The sequence below is a fragment of the Streptomyces sp. NPDC048650 genome, assembly GCF_043199095.1.
GTDB lineage: Bacteria > Actinomycetota > Actinomycetes > Streptomycetales > Streptomycetaceae > Streptomyces.
Genome location: NZ_JBICVM010000006.1, coordinates 501,501 through 523,723, shown reverse-complemented (window position 1 = coordinate 523,723; position 22,223 = coordinate 501,501). Strand labels below are relative to the sequence as shown.

Sequence of the window (22,223 nt, the reverse complement as noted above, 5' to 3'; positions counted from 1 at the left end):
CCGTTGTGGTGCACCCCGCACGTTCCGCGCGTGTGCGTACCGGAAACGGCCGGGGCGGCTACCGGCTGCCGGCCCGCCGCCACTCCTCCTTGTGACCGAAGCCCCGGCCGTTGTCGATCAGTCGCAGCCAGTCCGGGCGCAGTTCCCACAGCGCCGTGCGCTCCAGGGCCGCGCGCAGCCGCTCGCTCTCCAGGACGAAGGGGAACCGCTCGGTGTAGACCTGCCAGCCCGCCGCCCGCTCCCCGCCCTCCAGCGGCCGGCAGACGCCCCTGCCCTGAAGTCCCGTCAGTCCGCTCCACTCCTGGCCGTCGCGCTGGGCCGTGCAGGCGACCGGCGCGCCGCCGGGTCCGACCCCGGCGAGGGCCCGACCGTGCCGGGTCTCCGCGGACGTGACGAAATACAGCAGCGGCCCGGCCGCCGGCCGGTCGTCCACGGCGTACAGCACCGCGGCCGCCTGCGGCCCCTCGTCGTCCACATACGCCAAGGTCAGCGTCGTATGACCGGTCAGTGCCCGCCGGATCGCCGCCGGGCATCCGCGCTCACTCATGGCCCCGTCCTCTTCCTTCATGACCGCATCCTCGCGTACCGGCGGTAGCGGCCACCCGTACGTACCATCCCGTCCCGCGTGCGGGTGGGCGCGGAGCGACGCGGGCCGGTGCGTTTCCCGGGCGGGCACGGGCGTGCCAGGATCGGTGGTGCCATGACTTCGACGCCTGCCACACCCACTGCCATGCCCGCCGCCGCCGAGAATGCTTCCGCCGCCTTTTCCGATTCGGCCGCGGAGGCCGCAGACGGGACGGGGCTGCACGGCCCGGTCACCGACTGGTTCGACGAGCACGCCCGCGACCTGCCCTGGCGCCGCCCCGAGGCGGGCGCCTGGGGCGTGATGGTCAGCGAGTTCATGCTGCAGCAGACCCCGGTCAGCCGAGTGCTGCCGGTGTACGAGCAGTGGCTGACCCGCTGGCCGCGCCCCGCCAACCTGGCCGCCGAGGCGCCGGGCGAAGCGGTACGCGCCTGGGGCCGGCTCGGCTATCCGCGGCGCGCGCTGCGGCTGCACGCCGCCGCGTCCGCCATACAGGAGCGGCACGGCGGCGACGTACCGCGCGAGCACAGCCAGTTGCTGGCGCTGCCCGGCGTGGGCGAGTACACCGCCGCGGCGGTGGCGTCCTTCGCGTACGGGCAGCGACACGCCGTGCTCGACACCAATGTGCGCCGCGTGTTCGCCCGTGCGGTCACCGGCCGCCAGTACCCGCCGAACGCCACCACCGCCGCGGAGCGCAAGCTCGCCCGCGCCCTGCTGCCCGAGGACGAGCAGCTGGCGGCGCGCTGGGCGGCGGCCACGATGGAGCTGGGCGCACTGGTGTGCACGGCGCGCGGGCCGGAGTGCCACCGCTGCCCGATCGCTTCGCAGTGCGCCTGGCGGCTGGCCGGGTCCCCGGCGCACGAGGGGCCGCCGCGGCGCACCCAGACGTACGCCGGCACCGATCGCCAGGTCCGCGGCAAGCTGCTGGCCGTGCTGCGGGAGGCGGTCGCACCGGTCCCGCAGCAGGTGCTGGACGCGGTGTGGGAAGAGCCGGTGCAGCGGGCGCGGGCGCTGGACGGGCTGGTCTCGGACGGCCTGGTGGAGCCGCTGGGCGGTGGCCGCTACCGCCTGCCGCACGGCTAGAGGCCCCTGGAGGCTCCGCATCGTGACAGGGCCCCGGGCGGCTGCGCCGCGACCGGGGCCCTGTCGCGATGCCGCCGGCCGGGAGACCGGGTGGCCGCGCCGGCCGCGCGGACGGATGCCGAACAACGAAGCAATTCGACCGAAATTCGCCGCCCTTCGGCCTGATCATGCGGGGTGCGCGACGCCCGCACCGCCGATCGAGCGGCCATCGGCCTTTCGGTGGGTGTCTCATCCCTCCGAAGGATGACCCGTACCGGCCCGCCGTCCGTCCACGGGATGACCTCCGGCGGGCTGTTACACAACCGCAGGTTTTCCGTGCATTCGCTGTGGGGCCGACGCACATTACGCCGCAACACCCCCTCCGTAGCGTCTTCCTCGTGCTGGAGATGACCACCAGCGCGGTCAACGTGGGGAACGCAAGCGGATCGGAGGCGTCGGGATGGCGACCAGCGGCGGCAAGGTACTGGACTTCGAAGAGTATGTGCGCACGCGGCAGGAGGCATTGCTGCGCAGCGCCCGGCGCCTGGTGCCGGACCCGGTCGACGCACAGGACCTGCTGCAGACCGCCCTGGTCCGCACGTACGGCCGCTGGGACGGCATCGCGGACAAGTCGCTGGCCGACGCCTACCTCCGCCGCGTCATGATCAACACTCGTACGGAGTGGTGGCGCGCCCGGAAGCTGGAGGAGGTGCCCACCGAGCAGCTGCCCGACGCGAGCGTCGACGACGGCACCGAGCAGCGCGCCGACCGCGCCCTGCTGATGGACATCCTGGGCGTGCTGGCCCCCAAGCAGCGCAGCGTCGTCGTCCTGCGGCACTGGGAGCAGATGAGCACCGAGGAGACCGCCGCCGCGCTCGGCATGTCGACCGGTACGGTCAAGAGCACCCTGCACCGCGCGCTGGCCCGGCTGCGCCAGGAGCTGGAGATGCGCGACATCGACGCGCGGATGCTGGAGCGCGACGAGCGGGACCGGGAGCGGTGCGCTGCCTGAGCCGCGGCTCGGGCACCCTGGACCACGGCGTTCGGCGCGCGGCACGGCCCACAGCCTTCCGCGCGACAATCGCCACACGAGCAGCAGCAGGACGAGCGGCTGTGCGAGCGGCACGGTGAGCAGGAGCGGATTGTCCAGGAACAGGTTGACCGGCGGGTTGACCAAAGGCGGCACGGCCACGGCGGGGGTGGCCGCCGTCGGCCTTCTGCTGGCCGGATGCAATCCCGGTGCCGACGGCGTACGCACCGAAGGGCCGGCCACCACGCCCAAGGGCGCGATGAGCGCCTCCCCCTCACCGACCTCGACCGGCGGCCACAAGAAGGTCGACGCCGTCGAGCTGCTCAAGCACGACCCCAAGGTCGGCCCGGACGTGAAGAAGTCCCTGGCCAAGCCCTGCGCGGCGGACGAGTACCCGGTCGAGGTGACGTATGCGTCGCTGACCGGCGCCAAGTCCCGCGACGTCGTCGTCAACGTCATGACCTGTGCGGATTCCGTCGGCCTCGGCGCCTATGTGTTCCGTAAGCGGGGCAGCGGCGGGTATGAAAACGTGTACGCCAACGAGCAGCCGACGGTCTACGCCGCGGTCGACAAGCGGGATCTCCAGGTCTCCGTGCAGACCTATGACGCCGACGACCAGGTGTGCTGCCCCTCGGGCGAGGACGTCCTGACCTACCGCTGGTCGCACGACGGCTTCACCCGGTACGGCAAGAAGTCCCACACCGACTACAGCAGGACCACCGTCAACGACGCGCCCGCGTCCGCCGACGGCACGGGACCGGAGGGTTGAGACAACGGCATGGCCGACACCCATGTGCTCTTCGTCGAGGACGACGACGTCATCCGCGAGGCCACCCAGCTCGCCCTGGAGCGGGACGGCTTCGTGGTCACCGCCATGCCCGACGGGCTCGCCGGCCTGGAGGCGTTCCGCGCCGACCGCCCGGACATCGCCCTGCTCGACGTGATGGTGCCGGGCCTGGACGGCGTCAGCCTGTGCCGCCGCATCCGCGACGAGTCCACGGTCCCGGTGATCATGCTGTCGGCGCGCGCCGACTCCATCGACGTGGTGCTCGGCCTGGAGGCCGGCGCCGACGACTACGTCACCAAGCCGTTCGACGGCGCCGTCCTCGTCGCCCGGATCCGCGCCGTGCTGCGCCGCTTCGGCCATGCCAGCGGCCCGGACGGCAACGGCGCGCACGCTGGCGACGCGGCCGCGCACGCCGAGCCCGTACTGCGCTTCGGCGATCTCGAGGTGGACACCGAGGGCATGGAGGTCCGCAAGGGCGGCGAGACGGTCGCGCTGACGCCGACCGAGATGCGGCTGCTGCTGGAGTTCTCCCACGCACCGGGTACGGTCCTCTCGCGCGACCGGCTGCTGGAGCGGGTCTGGGACTACGGCTGGGGCGGCGACACCCGGGTGGTGGACGTCCACGTCCAGCGGCTGCGCGGCAAGATCGGCCAGGACCGCATCGAGACGGTCCGCGGCTTCGGTTACAAGCTGAGGGGCTGACACCCGCAGTGGTCAGACTGGCCCTGCGGACGGGGCTGAGATGGAAGCTCAGTGCGGCGATCGCGCTCGTCGGGGCGCTGGTTGCGATCGCGCTGAGCCTTGTCGTGCACAACGCGGCCCGCCACTCCATGCTCGACAACAGCCGCGATGTGCAGATCGAGCGGCTCAACATCACCCAGAAGATCTTCGAGTCCACCAACCGGCTGCAGTTCGGTGCGAAGATCGACGACCCCGCGCTGCCCGACGCCCTGCGCAAGGAGGTCGCCGAGGGCGAGCGCGCCACCTACCTTCAGGACAACGGACAGACCGCGCCCGAGGTGTGGGCCGCCTCCCCGCTCGGCAACGGCCGGGTGCTGTCCGTGCACGACCGCTTCTTCGACCGCTTCGCCGTCCTCGACGACCTGGACCAGGCGCTGCTGATCGGCTCGACCGCGGTGGTCGTCGGCGGCTGCGCGCTCGGCGTACTGGTCGGCGGGCGGCTCTCCAAGCGGCTGCGCAAGGCGGCCGCCGCCGCGGGCAAGCTCGCCGAGGGCGACACCTCGGTGCGTATCCGCGACGAGGTCGGCGGCCGGGTCCGGGACGAGACCGACGATCTGGCCTGGGCGGTGGACGCCATGTCCGACGCGCTCCAGCAGCGGATCGAGGCCGAGCGCCGGGTCACCGCCGACATCGCCCACGAACTCCGCACCCCCGTCACCGGCCTGCTCACCGCCGCCGAACTCCTGCCCCCCGGGCGCCCCTCCGAGCTCGTACGGGACCGGGCGCAGGCGCTGCGCACCCTCGTCGAGGACGTACTGGAGGTGGCCCGGCTCGACGGGCACGCCGAGCGCGCCGAGCTCCAGGACGTCGCCCTCGGCGAGTTCGTCACCCGCCGCGTCCGTGCGCTCAGCCAGGACGTCGGCGTCGAGGTCGTGCGGGACGCGGATGTCACCACCGACCCGCGCCGTCTGGAACGCATCCTCGGCAACCTGATCGCCAACGCCGCCCGGCACGGCAGGCCCCCGATCGAGGTGACCGTCGAGGGCCGGGTGCTGCGGGTCCGCGACCACGGCCCCGGCTTTCCCGAGGCGCTGCTGCGCGAGGGCCCGAGCCGCTTCCGCACCGGCAGCAGCGACCGGGCCGGCCGCGGCCACGGCCTGGGTCTGACCATCGCGGCGGGTCAGGCCCGTGTCCTGGGCGCCCGCCTCACCTTCCGCAACGCCGACGAGCTGACGGACGGGTCGACGGGCGCGGTCTCGGTGCTCTGGCTGCCGGAGAACGCCCCGACGAACACCGGCAGCTTCCCCGTCATCCAGCTCCCGGACCGCTGATCCCCCGGCGCGCGCCGGCCCGCCCACTCACGTCCCGTCGACGCACTCCCCCCACTCCCGGCTCAGGTCCAGCTGCTCGCGCCGCTGGGTCAGCGAGAACCAGTTGCCGGAGTCGTCCCGGAAGATCGCCTCGATGCCGTACGGCCGCTCCTGCGGTTCCTGGACGAACTGCACGCCCTTGGCCTTGAGCGCCGCGTGATCGCCGTGCACGTCGTCGGTGGCCAGCACGCCGGCGCCCAGCAGCCCCTTGCCGACCAGCATCGTGAGCGCCTCGGCGGACTCCGCGTCCATGCCGGGCGGGCTGGGCACCATCAGCGTCAGCTCCACGTCCGGCTGGTCCTCGGCCCCGACGGTCAACCAGCGCATGCCCTTCTCACCACCCATCCGCATGTCCGTGCGGACCTCCAGGCCGAGCTTCTCGGTGTAGAACTCCTTGGCCCGGTCCTGGTCGAGCACCCAGATGGTGCTGATGGCGATGCCCTTGATCATGGCGTGCTCCTCACGGCGCGGCCTGTCTGCCCTGTCACCGTAGGCAGGCCGCTCAGCCGCCCGCTTCTCGAGAACCGCGCGACCGCCGGGGCCGTCGCGGCGGCCACGGCAGCCGCAGCGCCCCGGGCAGGCGAACGGCCCCGGCGTACGGAGACGCCGGGGCCGTTCGCAGTGCCGGGAACCGAGGGCCGGATCAGACGGTCTCCGCAACCGCCACCCGGTCCACCGGAGCGTCCCCACCCTCCGGGCTCCCGGCGGTCTTGGCGGGGCCACCGCGCAGCGGCACCTCCTTGAGGAACCAGGCCGCGGCGAAGCCGACGACGCTGATCGCCGTGCCCCACAGGAAGACATGGTGCGTGCCGGTGGCCACGGCGTGTTCGTAGGCGTCCCTGACCATCGGCGGCAGCTTGGGCAGCTGCTTCGGGTCCATCTGGGCGACGCCGCCGGTCGCGTTCCCCGCGGCCTTGCCCAGCTTCTCGACCATCGCCGTCTGCACCCGGTCGGTGAAGATCGCGCCGAAGATCGCGACGCCGAAGGAGCCGCCGATCGTCCGGAAGAGGGTGGCCGACGAGGAGCCGACGCCCATGTCCTTCATCTCGACGCTGTTCTGCGCGATCAGCATGGTGGTCTGCATCAGGAAGCCCATGCCGGCGCCGAGCACCGCCATGTAGACACCCGAGGTGAAGCGGGTGGTGTCGGTGCCCATCAGCGACAGCAGTGCCAGGCCGGCGGTGATGAGCCCGCTGCCGACGACCACGAAGACCTTGTACTTGCCGGTCGTGGTGGTCACCCGGCCCGCGAACAGCGAGACGGCCATCATCGCGAGCAGCATCGGCAGCAGCAGCAGTCCGGAGTTGGTCGCCGAGGCGCCCTGCACGGTCTGCTGGAACAGCGGCAGGAACGTCATCGCCCCGAACATCACGAAGCCGACCAGGAAGCCGATCAGTGTGACGAGCGAGAAGTTGCCGTTGCGGAAGATGTGCAGCGGCACGACCGGCTCGCCGACCTTCCGCTCCACCAGGGCGAAGAGCACCAGCGCGACGACGCCGAGCGCGCCGAGCCCCAGGATCTGCGGCGAGGTCCAGTCGTACTCGGTCCCGCCCCACGTGGTGATCAGCACCAGCGAGGTGATGCCGACGGTGAGCAGCACGGCACCGAAGTAGTCGATCCGGGTCTGGGACCGCTTCTTCGGCAGATGCAGCACCGCGGTGACCATGACGAGGGCGATCGCACCGAGCGGCAGGTTGATGTAGAAGCTCCAGCGCCAGCCGAGGTGGTCGGTGATGCTGCCGCCGACCAGCGGTCCGCCGATCATCGCGACGGCCATGACACCGGCCATCATGCCCTGGTACTTGCCGCGCTCCCGCGGCGGAATCAGATCGCCGATGATGGCCATGACGCCGACCATCAGGCCGCCCGCGCCCAGGCCCTGCACCGCGCGGAAGCCGATCAGCTGCCCCATGTCCTGGGCCATGCCGGACAGCGCGGAGCCGATCAGGAAGATCACGATGGACGTCAGGAAGACACCCTTGCGTCCGTACATGTCGCCGAGCTTGCCCCAGATCGGGGTCGACGCGGCGGTGGCGAGCGTGTACGCGGTGACCACCCAGGACAGGTGCTCCATGCCGCCCAGCTCACCGACGATGGTCGGCATCGCGGTGCCGACGATCATGTTGTCCAGCATCGCGAGCAGCATCGCGATCATCAGCGCGAAGAGCACCACCCGCACGCTGGCGGGCTGCTTCCCCTCACTCTGCGCTGCTATCTGTCCGTCCCCCGTCGGGACCGCTGTCTGCGACATCCCCCATCACTCCCACTTACTTGCCGCCCGGCTAATTCAGTACAGTACGAGAAGGTAGGCGGCTAACTAGCCGGGCGTCAAGTAAGTTTCCTTGATGCCCCAGCGGGCAGCGCTCCGACCGGCACCGACTACGCAGGACGACGCGGCAACCACGCAGGAGAGCACCATGAGCACACCGCACGCCCGCCGGGGGAACACCCGTCAGCGGATTCAGGACGTCGCTCTGGAGCTGTTCTCCGCACAGGGCTACGAGAAGACCTCGCTGCGCGAGATCGCCGAAGAGCTCGAGGTCACCAAGGCGGCGCTGTACTACCACTTCAAGACCAAGGAAGACATCGTCATCAGCCTGTTCGAGGACCTGCGAAGGCCCATCGACGAGCTGATCACCTGGGCGGAGGCGCAGCCCCGCACCCTCGCGACCAAGACGGAGCTGATCCGCCGCTACAGCGACTCGCTCCGCGCCGCCGAACCCCTCTTCCGCTTCATGCAGGAGAACCAGGCGACCGTGCGCGACCTGAGCATCGGCGACACCTTCAAGGCCCGCATGGTGACCCTCTTCGGCCTCCTCAAGGAGCCCGATGCCGAACTGACGGATCAGGTGCGCTGCCTCACGGCACTGTTCTCCATGCACGCGAGCATGTTCGCCATGCAGAGCGTGGAAGGCGACCCCGAGGACAAGCGCAAGGCCGTCCTCGAGGTCGCCACAGAACTGGTCACGGCGGCAAACCCGCCGAGCCGCCGGCCAGCCCGGCCGGATTCAGCTCAGACGGCGTCGCCGTGAGCCCGCAGGAATCCGGTCGGCTCGACGCCCGTCCCGTAGTCGGGACCGGTGCGGACCTCGAAGTGCAGGTGCGGGCCGGTGGAGTTGCCGGTGCTGCCGGAGAGTGCGACCTGCTGACCGGTCGCGACCTGCTGGCCGACGTGGACCTGGATCTGTGACAGGTGCGCGTACTGCGTGTAGGTGCCGTTGTCGTGCTTGATCACGACGGCGTTGCCGTACGCCGGGCCGTCACCGCCGCCCCAGGGGCCGGCCTTGACCACGGTGCCGTGGTGGACGGCGTGGACCTGGGTGCCGGTCGGCACGACGAAGTCCTGACCACTGTGGTTGTGCGACCAGTGGGTACCGGCGAGGCCGAAGGTCGAGCCCAGCGTGTACTTCTCCACCGGCTTGACCCAGGATTCGGCCTTCTTGGCCGCGTCCTTCTTGGCCTTCACGGCGGCCGCCTTGGCCTTCGCCGCGGCCACCTTCGCGTCCTTCGCCGCCTTGGCCTGCGCATCGGCCTGCGCGCTGACCGTCGAGCCGACGTTCGAGGTGAGGCTCGTCAGACCCTGGTCGGCGGCGTTGGCGACACCGGCGCCCAGCGCGGCGGCGATACCGAGGCCACCGGCCGCGACGGCGACGCGATTGCGCAGCACGGACTTCTTGGCGGCGTTCTTGGAATTACGTATGGCGGTGAACTTCGACATGCGGGTTTTTCCTCCAGTGATCTGGAATCAGGAATTGATTGGCTTCTCCCGGCTGCGGACCGGGTTGGCCATTCCTTGGTAACCCGCATTCGACGGCTGGCCAAGGGGCCTTTCTACTACCGGATGCCGTATCCGGCCCGGTGTAATTCAGGCCATTGCGGGTCGGCCCGAAGCGCCCATGGACGGCCACCCAGGGCCGACAAGTAGCCTCCCACCTGGCGTTTCTCCGACAGTCCCCGTTGTGCCGTCAACCCGCCGCCGCGCCCGGCGAAAACCCCGCACGGCGGCCGCAGCAAACCCCTAAAGCCGCTAGTAGGCCGCAAATGGCGTGTGCGCCATGTCACCGCCGAATGGGATCCACCGCTTTCTTTGTGACCTGGGCAACGTGACGTGGGTAACGTAAAAGGCCAAGAAAAAAGCGAATTCCCCGCCCCGGCGCCCCCGGGCGCGTAACCTGGCTCACCACGACATCAGCAGCCATGGGGGAGGCCGCCGCCCGATGGAACCGTCAGCAGTGGGGATCCGACTCGCCTCGAGCGTGGTCGCGCCCCTCGTCAAGAAGCTGTTCGTCAAGGAAGGGCCGGGGGCCGGGCTCGTCGACGGGCCCGTACGGATCTCCGGCCTGGTGTCCTTCAGAGGAGAGAAGCGCACCCTCTCCGACCGGGATCTGCACCGGCTCGCGGCCGAACTGGTGGCCCGCTCCGTCCGCGCCGCCCACCCCGGCGAACGCCCGTTACCCGAGGACGAGGAAACGGCCCTGGCCGACGCCCTGGCCACCACCCTCGGCAGCCTCGGCGAGCTGGCCATGGACGACGTACAGGCCGTCCTGCTCGGCCACAGCGTCCTGGCGGACCGCCTGACGGCCGCCGTCCCGGATGCCACCCGGGACCTCTCCCGGGACGCCGAACTGCTCCACCACACCCTGCTGAGCACGGCCTGCCTGCACATCGTGCACTTCTTCACCCAGCGGTCGACGTTCGTGGCCCGCACCCTCGTCCAGCAGAGCCGCAGCCTCGACGGCGTGATCGCCAAGATCGACAGCTACCTCGAGGGCCGGCCGTCCCCCCAGGCCGCCGACACCGCCTTCGAACGCGTCTACCTCACCTACATCGCCCGCAAGCACAGCCGGCTGACCATCTACGGCATCGACCTGGCCCACTCCCCGGACCGCTGGCCGCTGGACTCCGCGTATCTGAGCCTGGGAGCCACAAGCCGTCAGCCGGAGATCAACATCTCCGGCATGATGCCGACCGAGGGCCCCCCGCCCCGCCCGCCCCAACGCGCCGACCAGGCCCTCTCCGACTTCGACCGCGTTCTGCTGCGCGGCGTCGCCGGCTCCGGCAAGAGCACCCTCATCCAGTGGCTGGCCGTCTCCTGCACCAAGGACCCGGCCGACACTCCTCTCCCCCACCTCTACGGCCGCATTCCCTTCGTCCTCCCCTTGCGCACCCTCACCCGCTCCGGCGCCGCCCTGCCCACCCCCGACCGCTTCCTGTCCGCCGTCGGCTGCCCGGTCGCCGGCGCCCGGCCCGACGGGTGGGCCGAACGCGTCCTGGCCGCCGGCCGCGGCCTCCTCCTCGTGGACGGCCTGGACGAGATCCCCGACCGCGAGCGCAAGCAGGCCCGCCACTGGCTGCGCGATCTGCTCGACGCCTTCCCGGACAACCGGTGGCTGGTCACCACCCGCCCCTCCGCCGTACGCGAGGACTGGCTCGCCGCCGACGGCTTCGACGAGCTGACCCTCGCCCCCATGGGCCGCGAGGAAGTGACCGCGTTCATCGGCCGCTGGCACGCGGCGGCGCGCGAGGACGCCGAGGACACCGACCGCCTCGACGCCTATGAGCGGTCCCTGCTGACCGCCGTCCGCACCAAGCAGGACCTGGGCCGCCTCGCCACCAATCCCCTGATGTGCGGGCTGATCTGCGCGCTGCACCGGGACCGGCGCGGCTATCTCCCGCACGGGCGCAAGGAGCTGTACGACGCGGCGCTGGGCATGCTGCTGTCGCGGCGCGACCGGGAGCGGGACATGGGCGCCCCCACGGGCATCGAGCTGGCCGACGAGCCGCAGGTGCAGCTGTTGCAGCGGCTGGCGTACTGGCTGATCCGCAACGGGCGCATGGAACTCGACCGCGAGCGCGCCGAGATGATCATCGCGGAGGCCCTGCCGGCCGTCCCCTCAGCGGACTCCCAGGGCAACGCCACGGCCGTATTGGGGCATCTGCTCCTGCGCAGCGGCCTGCTCCGCGAGCCCGTCCCCGGCTCGGTCGACTTCATCCACCGCACCTTCCGCGACTACCTCGGCGGCCGGGCCGCCGTCGAGGAGGGCGACTTCGGCCTGCTCGCCCGCAACGCCGTGGACGACCAGTTCGAGGACGTCATCCGCATGGCCGTGGCCCACGCCCGCCCCCGCGAGCGGGCCGAGCTCTTACGGGGGTTGGTCGAACACGGCGACGGCATCCGGAGCACCCGCACCCGGCTGCGCGTCCATCTGCTGGCGATGGCCTGCCTGGAGCATGCGACGGAGTTGGATCCGCGAGTGCGGGAGGAGGTCCAGGAGCGGGCGCGGGCGATCCTGCCGCCTCGGTGCCAGGAGGAGTCGGACCTGCTCGCCGAGGTGGGGCCGATGGTGCTGGAGCTGTTGCCGGGGCCGGAGGGGCTGGAGGAGGACGAGGCGCAAGCGGTGATCGACACCGCCGCAGGTATCGGTTCGGACGCGGCCCTGGAGGTCCTGAAGGGCTTCCGTACGCACCCCGGGCTCGGCGTACGCTTCCGGCTGGCCGCGGCCTGGCAGCACTTCGACACCGAACGCTACGCCGACGAGATCATCCGGCGGATGGACCGCGACTCCGTTTCCTACCCCGTGGACAGTGTCGCCGAGCTGCGGGCGCTCAGGTCTCTCGGCGCTGGCTCGCGCGTCAGCGTTCGCGGCCCCTTCACCGACCGCGGTCTCCGCGACGAGCTGGACCCTCAGCGCCTCACCTGGCTGGAGCTCAGCAACAACTCGGAGATCAGCAGCCTTGCGTTCCTCCGGGGCTTCCCGGCCCTTGAGTCACTGACCCTTCAGGACTGTCCTGCGGTCGAAAGCATCGCCCCCCTCGTGGATGTGCCGCTCCGTTCGCTGTCCGTCAGCGGCGCGTGCCCCCCACGCGCACTGGACCGCCTGGTGCACCTCGACTCCCTCGCGCTCCATATCCGGTCCCGGGCCCCCACGGCGTCACTCCCGTTGCATGCCCCGCTCGCCAGCCTTGTCATCAGTGGACCGGTCGGTGCCGAATTCGCGAACGCCTCGTCCTGGCCGCAGCTGGAGTTCGTCCAACTACGCCGCCTGGCAGAGGACTTCCGTGAGGAGCAGTGGCAGACTCTCGCGAGCCTCAGCAAGCTGAAGGAGTTCTCCTTCGGCCTGGCCACCGAAGGCGGCCCACTGCACATTCCCCCCGGCCTCCGCCTGCCGAAGGTCGAGAAGCTCAGCCTCCTCAACACGGACAAGCGTCCCGTACCGGAACTGATCCGCATCCTGCGCGCCGCGCTCCCCGCCTTCCCCAACATCCGCACGCTCTGGATGTTCGGCATGATCGACGCCCCCATCGACCTCTCGTCCCTGGAAGCAGCCCCCGATCTCCAGGAGGTCTACCTCTCCTACCTCCACCCGGAGCCCCCCGCCTCCCTCCCACCCCACGTGAAACTCACCCTCTACCCCCGCCCCCGCACCTGACCGCAGCCACTACGGGGAACCCCATGGAGCCCACCCGCACCACCGACCGCGACGCCACCTTCGAAGCCCGGTACGCCCACACCACCGCCACCACCCACAACCACCTCACCATCTTCGGCATCGACCTCACCCACTCCCCCGACAGCTGGCCCCTCGACGCCGCCTACCTCGGCCTGACCTGCGAGCCGGACCCGGCCACCGAGGACGACGAACCCCCGGCGCCCGCCGAACAGGCCCTGGCGAACCGCCCCCGTATCCTCGTCCGCGGCGTGGCCGGGTCCGGCAAGACGACCCTCCTCCAGTGGCTCACCGTCGCCACCGCCCGCGACGAACTGCCCGAGGCGCTCGCCGGGCTCCGCGGCCGGGTCCCGTTCCTCCTCCCGGTACGCCGCTTCGCCCGCGACGGCTTCCCGGAGCCCGACGGATTCCTCGCCGCCGTCGGCTCCCCGGACGCCGGCACCCAGCCGCCCGGCTGGGCCGAGCGCGTCCTGAGCGACGGCCGCGCCCTCCTGCTGGTCGACGGGATCGACGAGGCTCCGGAGGACACCCGCGAGGAGGTACGCCAACGCCTCCGCGACTGGACCGCCCGCTACCCGGGCACCGTCTGCGTCGTCACCTCGCGCCCCTCCGCCGTACCGCACAACTGGCTCGCCGCCGAGGACTTCACCGAGCTGTCGCTGGCGCCGATGAGCCGGGAGGACATCGCCGCCTTCATCCAGCGCTGGCACCGGGCCGCCGCCCAGCGCCGCCCCGCCGACCTCGACCGGCTCGGGCACTACGAGCACACACTGCTCAACGCCGTCCGCATCACCCGGGACCTGGGCCGGCTGGCCACCAATCCGCTGATGTGCGGGCTGCTGTGCGCCCTGCACCGCGACCGCCGCGGCTACCTGCCCAACGGCCGCAAGGAGCTCTACGACGCCGCGCTGTCGATGCTGCTGGAGCGCCGGGACCGGGAGCGGGCGATGGTCGCCACCGACGGCGTCGAGCTGACCCGGCAGCCCAAGATCCAGCTGCTGCAGAAGCTCGCCCACTGGATGCTGCTCAACGGCCGCTCGGAGATGGACCGGGACACGGCCGTCGCCACCCTCGCCGAGCATCTGCCCGCCATTCCGGACGCGGCCCGGCAGGGCGGCCCGGAGGACGTCTTCCAGCACCTGCTGAACCGCACGGGGCTGCTGAGGGAGCCGACTCCCGGCACCGTCGACTTCGTCCATCGCACCTTCCAGGACTACCTCTCCGCACGGGCGACGGTGCAGCGGCACGACTTCCGGCTGCTCCTGGACCACGCCCACCACGACGACTGGGAGGACGTCATACGGATGGCCGTGGCCCTGGCCCGTCCCGACGAGTGCGCGTCCCTCCTGGACGGGCTGCTGGCCCCGCACGCGGGCGTGCGGGCCGCCGAGGCCCGCCACCGCAAGCTGCTGGCCGCCGCCTGCCTGGAGCACGCCACCGAACTGGACCCGGACGTCCGTGCCCGCGTCCAGCGCTTCACCCGCGACATGGTGCGCCCCAGCACCCCGTCCGCGGCCCGCGCCCTGGGGTGGATCGGGCCGATCGTCCTGGAGATGCTCCCCGACCCCGCCCCGGCCTCCGACGACGAGGCCCTCCTCCTCGCCATCACCGCCACCTCCATCGCCGACGACATGGCGATCGACTATCTGACCGGATTGCGCGACCGCCGGCACCACGACGTCCGGGCGCAGCTGGCCGGGGCCTGGCGGCACTACGACACCGCCCGCTACGCCCGCGAGATCATCGCCCACCTGGATCCGGTCGAGCTGTACTTCCCGGTCGCCGACCTGGAGGAGCTGCACACCCTGCGGGGTCTGGGCGGCCGGCCGCATCTGCGGGTCTCCGGGCACTTCACCCCGGACCAGCTCATCGGGGGCATCGCCCCGGCGGAGGGCCTGACCCGGCTGTGGCTCGCCTATGACCTGGGCGTTTCGATGGAGTGGCTGTCGGCGTTCCCGAAGCTGGACACACTGCGGGTCGGCCGGCGCCTGCCTGAGGTGAGCGGCGTGCCGGACGGCATCCGCGTCGTCCGCCTGTGAGGCCCCGCCCCCGCACACAGCACTGCCCCGGACCGTACGAAACGGTGCCGGGGCAGTTGCGGTGACGCTGCGGAGCCGGTTACGCGTCCTTGCTCAGGTTCGGGCCCGAGCCGCCGGCCGCGGACTCGATCGGCGGGGCGTCGGGCAGGGCCGACTTCTCCTCGCCGCGGAAGGTGAACTTGGCGGTGTCACCCTCGCCCTCGACATCGACGACCACGATGTGGCCCGGACGCAGCTCGCTGAAGAGGATCTTCTCCGAGAGGGCGTCCTCGATCTCGCGCTGGATCGTGCGGCGCAGCGGACGCGCGCCGAGCACCGGGTCGTACCCGCGCTTGGCCAGCAGCGACTTGGCCTCGCTGCTGAGCTCGATGCCCATGTCGCGGTCCTTGAGCCGCTCGTCCACCTTGGCGATCATGAGGTCGACGATCTGGATGATGTCTTCCTCGGTCAGCTGGTGGAAGACGACGGTGTCGTCGACACGGTTGAGGAACTCGGGGCGGAAGTGCTGCTTGAGCTCTTCGTTGACCTTGTTCTTCATCCGCTCGTAGCTGGACTTGGCGTCGCCCTGGGCCGCGAAGCCGAGGTTGAAGCCCTTGGAGATGTCCCGGGTGCCGAGGTTGGTCGTCATGATGATGACCGTGTTCTTGAAGTCCACGACCCGGCCCTGGGAGTCGGTCAGGCGACCGTCCTCCAGGATCTGCAGCAGCGAGTTGAAGATGTCCGGGTGGGCCTTCTCGACCTCGTCGAAGAGCACGACGGAGAACGGCTTGCGGCGCACCTTCTCGGTGAGCTGGCCGCCCTCTTCGTAGCCGACGTAGCCGGGAGGCGAACCGAACAGCCGCGAGACCGTGTGCTTCTCGCTGAACTCCGACATGTCGAGGGAGATCAGCGCGTCCTCGTCGCCGAACAGGAACTCCGCGAGCGTCTTGGACAGCTCGGTCTTACCGACACCGGACGGGCCGGCGAAGATGAACGAGCCACCGGGACGCTTGGGGTCCTTCAGGCCGGCACGCGTACGGCGGATGGCCTGGGAGAGCGCCTTGATGGCGTCCTTCTGGCCAATGACGCGCTTGTGCAGCTCGTCTTCCATCCGCAGCAGCCGCGAGGACTCCTCCTCGGTGAGCTTGAAGACCGGGATGCCGGTGGCCGTCGCCAGGACCTCGGCGATCAGCTCCTCGTCCACCTCGGCGACGACGTCCATGTCGCCGGCCTTCCACTCCTTCTCCCGCTTCGCCTTGGCGGCCAGGAGCTGCTTCTCCTTGTCGCGCAGGCCCGCGGCCATCTCGAAGTCCTGCGAGTCGATCGCGGACTCCTTCTCCCGGCGCACGTCGGCGATCTTCTCGTCGAACTCGCGCAGGTCCGGCGGTGCGGTCATGCGGCGGATCCGCATCCGGGAGCCGGCCTCGTCGATCAGGTCGATCGCCTTGTCCGGCAGGAAGCGGTCGGAGATGTAGCGGTCGGCCAGGGTGGCGGCCGCGACAAGGGCGGAGTCCGTGATGGAGACGCGGTGATGCGCCTCGTAGCGGTCCCGCAGGCCCTTGAGGATCTCGATGGTGTGCGGCAGCGACGGCTCCGCGACCTGGATCGGCTGGAAGCGGCGCTCGAGGGCCGCGTCCTTCTCCAGGTGCTTGCGGTACTCGTCGAGCGTGGTGGCACCGATGGTCTGCAGCTCGCCTCGCGCCAGCATGGGCTTGAGGATGCTCGCGGCGTCGATCGCGCCCTCGGCGGCGCCCGCACCCACCAGGGTGTGGAGCTCGTCGATGAACAGGATGATGTCGCCGCGGGTGCGGATCTCCTTGAGCACCTTCTTCAGGCGCTCCTCGAAGTCACCGCGGTAGCGGGAGCCGGCGACCAGGGCACCGAGGTCGAGGGTGTAGAGGTGCTTGTCCTTGAGGGTCTCGGGCACCTCGCCCTTGACGATGGCCTGCGCCAGTCCTTCGACGACCGCCGTCTTGCCGACGCCGGGCTCGCCGATGAGAACCGGGTTGTTCTTCGTACGGCGGGACAGCACCTGCATGACCCGCTCGATTTCCTTCTCGCGCCCGATGACCGGGTCGAGCTTGGTCTCGCGAGCGGCCTGCGTCAGGTTGCGGCCGAACTGGTCCAGGACGAGGGACGTCGAGGGCGTTCCCTCGGCGGGGCCGCCGGCGGTGGCGGCTTCCTTGCCCTGGTAGCCGGAGAGCAGCTGGATGACCTGCTGCCGCACCCGGTTGAGATCGGCGCCCAGCTTCACCAGGACCTGGGCTGCGACGCCCTCGCCCTCGCGGATCAGGCCGAGCAGGATGTGCTCCGTACCGATGTAATTGTGGCCGAGCTGGAGGGCCTCGCGGAGCGAAAGCTCCAGGACCTTCTTGGCACGGGGGGTGAAGGGGATGTGCCCGGACGGGGCCTGCTGGCCCTGCCCGATGATCTCCTCCACCTGCTGGCGGACCGCCTCGAGCGAAATCCCGAGGCTCTCCAGGGCCTTAGCGGCGACACCCTCACCCTCATGGATCAGGCCCAGGAGGATGTGCTCGGTGCCGATGTAGTTGTGGTTGAGCATCCGGGCTTCTTCCTGAGCCAGGACGACAACCCGCCGCGCGCGGTCGGTGAACCTCTCGAACATCGTTAATCGCTCCTCAGAGCGGTCAGGCAGTTAGGGGTCGGTCCCCTCCCTGTCCTTCCGCATGCTAGTCCCGCGGGGCGGGACAGCTCATTCCAACTGCCGACACCCGTCCGGATCACCCCCGCTCCGGCGGGGAAATTTACTGCCGAACAGCTGACATCTGCTCCAACTCGATGGTGCGAGACGATGTTCCCGCAGGCCAGGCATATACGCTCTTCGCCACTACGCCCGTGGCGAACGCGCCCTTGGCCGACACGCCGCCCACATCCCGCCATCCGCCGGAGCAGAGCGCCGTGAGTGCCGGTCACACGGTCTCTTCCCACTGTGACTGTCTTACCCGCTGCCACTGACACTCCATGCGGCGCGGGCCCGTTCCATCCGCTACGGGCGAACACCCGGCCGCCGCCGAATGCACCGGCGCGCCCCATCGTGGACACGTTACGTATCCGAGTTCCCACCCAGCGTAACTTCCTGGGGTTCGGGGAGTTGCACCGGATATGGCCAGCGCGCTTCCGCGACCCCGCAGCCCTCTTGCCTCCGTCCGCCGGTGGTACGAGGAGGAGATGGGCTGGGCGACCACCGGCACGGAGCCGGTGGAGCTGCTGGTGGGCCGGCGCTTCGACGTCCTGGAGATGCCGGCCGGCGCGGGCCGCGCGGTGTTGCGGCGGCTGCCGCACACGGGCCCGGTGGCGCTGCTGCGGTCCGGACGCGACGGTAATCACGCCATTGATCGGCCGAAATTGCTCATGCTCATCGCGGCCGGCGGTGCCGAAGAACTTCCGGAAATCCTGGAATGGCTCGAGTGGGGCGCGCAGGCGACGGATCTCAGCGCACGCGGGGCCGGGGAGCGGATGCCCGCACCGGCCGTCCCCACGTACTCGTCCGCCACAGGAGTGCCGTCATTGTGCGGATTCGGCGCTCGGGAGGCCGCAGGATGGTTGCGACCTCCCCGGCCGGGGCGCGCGGCGGAGAATTCCCTGCCCACCACGGGGATCGGGGCAGGAATCGGAGACGTTGGGGGCGCCCCCGACCTCATTCGGCTGGTGAGCGCGGCGGCGACGGAGTGCCACCGGGCCCGGTTGCTGCGTGCTCGTAATGCCCAATCGGATCGCGCTGACGGCGATCAGCCGTTGGCCTTCTCGAATGCCTCGCGAATGTCGGCGGGGACACGGCCGCGGTCATTGACGTTGTAGCCGTTCTCCTTCGCCCAGGCGCGGATCTTGGCGGTGTCCTGGGAGCCACCGGAAGCGGCGCGTGCCTTGCCGCGACCCGCTGCCCGGCCACCCGTGCGGCGACCGGCCTTCACGAAGTCGGCCAGCGACTCGCGAAGCTTGTCGGCGTTGGCAACGGTGAGATCGATCTCGTAGGACTTGCCGTCGAGAGAGAACGTCACGGTCTCGTCGGCCTCGCCGCCGTCGAGGTCGTCGACAAGAAGAACCTGAACCTTCTGTGCCACCGGTTTCCCTTTCATCGAATGTGGATTACGACGGAAAGCAAACCGCTTTTCCGGGAAAAACACAAACCCTTGGGTAGGGTTCACTTGCCCGCAGAGCGGGGAACGCATGCTTCCGTAGCCATGAGATAGGGGAGCGATTCGGACATAGAACGCTGATCACAGGTGCAGAAGCATCCGACTGTTACCCAGGGTGTTGGGCTTCACTCGTTCGAGCCCGAGGAACTCGGCAACGCCCTCATCATAGGAACGCAGCAGCTCGCTGTAGACATCACCGTCTACCGGAGTCTCACCGATCTCCACGAAGCCGTGCTTGGTGAAGAAGTCGACTTCGAAGGTGAGACAGAAAATGCGCCGCACTCCGAGCCAGCTCGCGGTACGCAACAGCTTGTCGAGCACCTGGTGGCCGACCCCGGAACCCTTGAGTCGGGGATCCACGGCCAAGGTGCGCACCTCGGCCAGGTCTTCCCACATCACGTGCAGCGCCCCGCACCCGACGACCTCGGCGTCCTCGTCGCGCTCGGCGACCCAGAACTCCTGGATGTCCTCGTAAAGGGTGACGGTGGCTTTGTCGAGCAGGATGCCGTCCCGTGAGTAGGAGTCGATGAGGCGGCGTACCGAGGGGACATCGCCGGTCCGGGCACGGCGGACGGTGAGGCCTTTTGAATGCACGGGCATGCCGGGACGCTATCGCCCCGCCTCCGCTGTGCCCGCCCCGGGTTCGTCGGCTTCGCCCGATGCGTGTTCTTGCGGCCCTTGTTGCGTCCCGACCTGAGAGGACTGTTCCGATCCCGCTTCCGATCCCGCTTCCGGTGCCTGTTCGGGAGCGGTCTCGTCGATCTGCACCATCCGTACGGCATCGCGCAGGGCATGGCGCTGTTCCGGCGACATCATGTCGAAGAAGGCCACAAGTGCGGCGGCGGGGTTGTCACTGGCGGACCATGCTTCGTTCATCAGTGCGGCGGAGTACGCGGCGCGGGTGGAGACCGCCTCATATCGATAGGCCCGGCCTTCCGCTTCACGGCGGACCCAGCCCTTCTGATGAAGGTTGTCCAATACGGTCATGACCGTCGTGTACGCGATCGACCGTTCCTTCTGGAGATCTTCCAGGACTTCTCGAACGGTGACCGGGCGGTTCCACTCCCAGACCCGCGTCATCACCGCGTCTTCCAGATCACCCAAGCGTCTCGGCACACAAGAACAATAGTGGGAGATGTCGCGAATGCCGGTTGATCTCGTTGCGTTTGGGTCGGAAAAAGGATGTACGGCCCGGGATGGTCATTCCCGGGCCGTACAGTGCGCGATCGACCGAAATAGGCGGCCGGGCGGTCAGGCGCCCTGCGCCGTGGGCTCCTGAGGGGACTCGGCGCGGGCGATCAGGGCGTCCGCGGCGGCGTCCTCCTTGGCCTTGTTCGGGCCACCCTGGCTCTTGACGATCGTCACGATCAGGGCCGTGAAGGCCACGGCCATCACTACGGGCGGTACGAGCGCGGCGACGTAATCCATGGCGTTCGGCCTCCTTTGGCACGTGAGGTTCCAGGGTACGCAGCACTCAGGCGGTGCGGGCCTCGGGGGGCGGTGCGGGCCTGCGGCGGCGCGGGAAGACCTCGCCGGGGGTGGGGATCGGGCGGTCCGGGCGCGGGGCCTTGGGTGCGGGCGACGGATCGGGCTGCGGTCGCTTGGGTTCGGCCACCGGCTCGGGCTCGGGCTTGCGCTCCGGCTTGCGCTCCGGTTCACCCGCCGTACCGCGGCCGCCGGGCAGCGCCCGCAGCCGGGCCCGCACGGAGCGTTCGGCCAGCCGTTCGCAGCGGCGCAGCAGGGCGCCGCGGCGCTCACCCTCGGCCGCGCCGGTGCGCAGCGCGGCGAGTGAGCGCAGGGCGGCGAGGTCGTCGGGCCCGGGGGCGTAGCCGGCCGTCAGCGCCTCTTCGAGGTGGGTGAGGTAGCCGGCGGCCGAGCCGGGCAGGGTTTCGCGGTAGCGGGCGAGGTCGGCGAGCAGGAAGGCGCGCAGCCGGCCGCCTTCGCGGACCGCCTCGTCCACCGCCTCGGCCAGCCGGAAGTATTCCTGGATGTCCTCCGGCCACCCGGGGCCGGAGGCGCCGAGCGGGAGGACGGAGCGGGACGTCGATTGCAGGGCATGGGCGAGAGCGCGACGGAGCACTCGCAGCTCATCGGCGCTGAACGTCATGCCGCCGCGAGATCCGTATGGCATAGGCATGCGGCGACTTTACGACCGTTTCGGACAAAAGCCACTTAATTCGCCACCGGTGGCGCGGCAGGCTTTACCGGGGCGCGGTGGGCCGGCCCCGGTGCGCGTCACGCCGCAGGCGGGCGGCTACGAGCGGGCGATGTTGCGCTCGTAGACCAGCCGCAGACCGATGAGGGTGAGCCAGGGCTCGTGCTCGTCGATCACCGAGGACTCGCCGAGGACCATCGGGGCCAGGCCGCCGGTGGCGATGACCGTCACCTCGTCCGGGTCGTCGGCCAGCTCCCGCGCCATCCGCTGCACCACGCCGTCCACCTGGCCCGCGAAGCCGTAGAGGATGCCGGACTGCATCGCCTCGACGGTGTTCTTGCCGATGACGCTGCGCGGCCGGGCCAGTTCGATCTTGCGCAGCTGGGCGCCCTTGACGCCCAGCGCGTCCACCGAGATCTCGATGCCCGGCGCGATCACACCGCCGACGTACTCGCCGCGCGCGCTGACCGCGTCGAAGGTGGTGGCCGTACCGAAGTCCACGACGACCGCCGGGCCGCCGTAGAGCTCCACGGCTGCCAGGGCGTTGATGATCCGGTCGGCGCCGACCTCCTTGGGGTTGTCCATCAGGACGGGCACCCCGGTCTTGACGCCCGGCTCCACCAGGACGGCGGGCACGTCGCCGTAGTAACGGCGGGTGACCTCGCGCAGCTCGTGCAGGACCGAGGGGACGGTGGAGCAGATGGCGATGCCCTCGATGCCGTCGCCCAGGTCGTCACCGAGCAGTGGATGCATGCCCATCAGGCCCTGCAGGAGCACGGCCAGCTCGTCTGCGGTGCGACGGGCGTCGGTGGAGATCCGCCAGTGCTCGACGATCTCCTCGCCGTCGAAGAGGCCGAGAACCGTATGGGTGTTACCTACGTCGATGGTCAGGAGCACGTTCCGCACCGCCTCGGGTTCACGTGGTGCACGAA

Annotated in this window: 20 protein-coding genes; 9 read left to right on the top strand and 11 right to left on the bottom strand. The window is 70.3% G+C overall.

The genetic code is table 11. The annotated features are described in order from the left end of the window. Positions 1-58 precede the first annotated feature (58 nt). The gene (locus ACGFML_RS20345) at positions 59-547 is read right to left on the bottom strand and encodes a pyridoxamine 5'-phosphate oxidase family protein (protein WP_393545520.1); all 489 of its coding nucleotides are present in this window, start codon (positions 545-547) and stop codon (positions 59-61) included. A gap of 183 nt (positions 548-730) precedes the next feature. Here ACGFML_RS20345 and ACGFML_RS20340 point away from each other — a divergent pair, with 183 nt between their 5' ends. The 5 genes from ACGFML_RS20340 (at position 731) to cseC (ending at position 5,474) form a co-directional block, all read left to right on the top strand. Beyond that, entirely contained in the window at positions 731-1,666 is a 936-nt protein-coding gene (locus ACGFML_RS20340) for an A/G-specific adenine glycosylase (protein ID WP_393545611.1), read from the top strand. 439 nt (positions 1,667-2,105) lie between these two features. Next, positions 2,106-2,657 carry a SigE family RNA polymerase sigma factor gene (locus ACGFML_RS20335; RefSeq protein ID WP_393545518.1) on the top strand — a complete coding sequence of 184 codons (552 nt, stop codon included), beginning with the start codon at positions 2,106-2,108 and terminating at the stop codon, positions 2,655-2,657. Positions 2,658-2,787: 130 nt separating this feature from the next. Continuing rightward, complete coding sequence (locus ACGFML_RS20330) at positions 2,788-3,444, top strand: hypothetical protein (RefSeq protein ID WP_393545516.1); 657 nt, start codon at positions 2,788-2,790, stop codon at positions 3,442-3,444. A gap of 9 nt (positions 3,445-3,453) precedes the next feature. After that, positions 3,454-4,164: a two-component system response regulator CseB gene (gene cseB / locus ACGFML_RS20325; protein WP_393545514.1), complete on the top strand. Its 711-nt coding sequence runs from the start codon at positions 3,454-3,456 to the stop codon at positions 4,162-4,164. Between the two features lie 8 nt (positions 4,165-4,172). After that, entirely contained in the window at positions 4,173-5,474 is a 1,302-nt protein-coding gene (gene cseC / locus ACGFML_RS20320) for a two-component system sensor histidine kinase CseC (RefSeq protein WP_393545512.1), read from the top strand. A gap of 27 nt (positions 5,475-5,501) precedes the next feature. Here the strand turns inward: cseC and ACGFML_RS20315 are convergent, their stop codons facing one another. Beyond that, on the bottom strand, positions 5,502-5,963 hold the full coding sequence (locus ACGFML_RS20315) for a VOC family protein (protein ID WP_393545510.1): 462 nt from the start codon (positions 5,961-5,963) through the stop codon (positions 5,502-5,504). 193 nt (positions 5,964-6,156) lie between these two features. Beyond that, positions 6,157-7,764 carry an MDR family MFS transporter gene (locus ACGFML_RS20310; RefSeq protein WP_393545509.1) on the bottom strand — a complete coding sequence of 536 codons (1,608 nt, stop codon included), beginning with the start codon at positions 7,762-7,764 and terminating at the stop codon, positions 6,157-6,159. 166 nt (positions 7,765-7,930) lie between these two features. On the opposite strand from ACGFML_RS20310, the gene ACGFML_RS20305 reads away from it, so the two are divergent. Next, positions 7,931-8,545, top strand: coding sequence for a TetR/AcrR family transcriptional regulator (locus tag ACGFML_RS20305; protein ID WP_393545507.1), 615 nt, complete (start codon positions 7,931-7,933; stop codon positions 8,543-8,545). Here the strand turns inward: ACGFML_RS20305 and ACGFML_RS20300 are convergent. Beyond that, positions 8,527-9,231 (bottom strand): M23 family metallopeptidase, encoded by a 705-nt coding sequence (locus ACGFML_RS20300; RefSeq protein WP_393545505.1) that lies wholly within the window; start codon positions 9,229-9,231, stop codon positions 8,527-8,529. The genes ACGFML_RS20305 and ACGFML_RS20300 overlap by 19 nt on opposite strands. Before the next feature lie 499 nt (positions 9,232-9,730). On the opposite strand from ACGFML_RS20300, the gene ACGFML_RS20295 reads away from it, so the two are divergent. Next, entirely contained in the window at positions 9,731-12,943 is a 3,213-nt protein-coding gene (locus ACGFML_RS20295; RefSeq protein ID WP_393545503.1) for an NACHT domain-containing protein, read from the top strand. A gap of 23 nt (positions 12,944-12,966) precedes the next feature. Beyond that, positions 12,967-15,000: an NACHT domain-containing protein gene (locus tag ACGFML_RS20290; RefSeq protein ID WP_393545501.1), complete on the top strand. Its 2,034-nt coding sequence runs from the start codon at positions 12,967-12,969 to the stop codon at positions 14,998-15,000. 79 nt (positions 15,001-15,079) lie between these two features. On the opposite strand, the gene ACGFML_RS20285 is transcribed toward ACGFML_RS20290, so the two are convergent. After that, on the bottom strand, positions 15,080-17,605 hold the full coding sequence (locus tag ACGFML_RS20285) for an ATP-dependent Clp protease ATP-binding subunit (RefSeq protein ID WP_393545499.1): 2,526 nt from the start codon (positions 17,603-17,605) through the stop codon (positions 15,080-15,082). 497 nt (positions 17,606-18,102) lie between these two features. Here ACGFML_RS20285 and ACGFML_RS20280 point away from each other — a divergent pair, with 497 nt between their 5' ends. Further along, a complete protein-coding gene (locus ACGFML_RS20280; RefSeq protein WP_393545497.1) occupies positions 18,103-18,798 on the top strand; it encodes an SCO3374 family protein in 696 nt (231 codons plus the stop codon). Here the strand turns inward: ACGFML_RS20280 and ACGFML_RS20275 are convergent. From ACGFML_RS20275 to ACGFML_RS20250, 6 genes are all read right to left on the bottom strand, one after another. Continuing rightward, positions 18,729-19,061, bottom strand: coding sequence for an Lsr2 family protein (locus tag ACGFML_RS20275; RefSeq protein ID WP_393545610.1), 333 nt, complete (start codon positions 19,059-19,061; stop codon positions 18,729-18,731). The two genes, ACGFML_RS20280 and ACGFML_RS20275, sit on opposite strands and share 70 nt — an antisense overlap. Positions 19,062-19,217: 156 nt before the next feature. Beyond that, positions 19,218-19,736, bottom strand: coding sequence for an amino-acid N-acetyltransferase (locus ACGFML_RS20270; RefSeq protein ID WP_393545496.1), 519 nt, complete (start codon positions 19,734-19,736; stop codon positions 19,218-19,220). A gap of 9 nt (positions 19,737-19,745) precedes the next feature. Next, on the bottom strand, positions 19,746-20,216 hold the full coding sequence (locus ACGFML_RS20265) for a BlaI/MecI/CopY family transcriptional regulator (protein ID WP_393545609.1): 471 nt from the start codon (positions 20,214-20,216) through the stop codon (positions 19,746-19,748). 171 nt (positions 20,217-20,387) lie between these two features. Next, positions 20,388-20,564, bottom strand: coding sequence for a hypothetical protein (locus ACGFML_RS20260; RefSeq protein WP_393545494.1), 177 nt, complete (start codon positions 20,562-20,564; stop codon positions 20,388-20,390). A gap of 46 nt (positions 20,565-20,610) precedes the next feature. Next, positions 20,611-21,273 carry a hypothetical protein gene (locus ACGFML_RS20255; RefSeq protein WP_393545492.1) on the bottom strand — a complete coding sequence of 221 codons (663 nt, stop codon included), beginning with the start codon at positions 21,271-21,273 and terminating at the stop codon, positions 20,611-20,613. Between the two features lie 117 nt (positions 21,274-21,390). After that, positions 21,391-22,188: a type III pantothenate kinase gene (locus tag ACGFML_RS20250; RefSeq protein ID WP_393545490.1), complete on the bottom strand. Its 798-nt coding sequence runs from the start codon at positions 22,186-22,188 to the stop codon at positions 21,391-21,393. Positions 22,189-22,223: the final 35 nt, after the last annotated feature.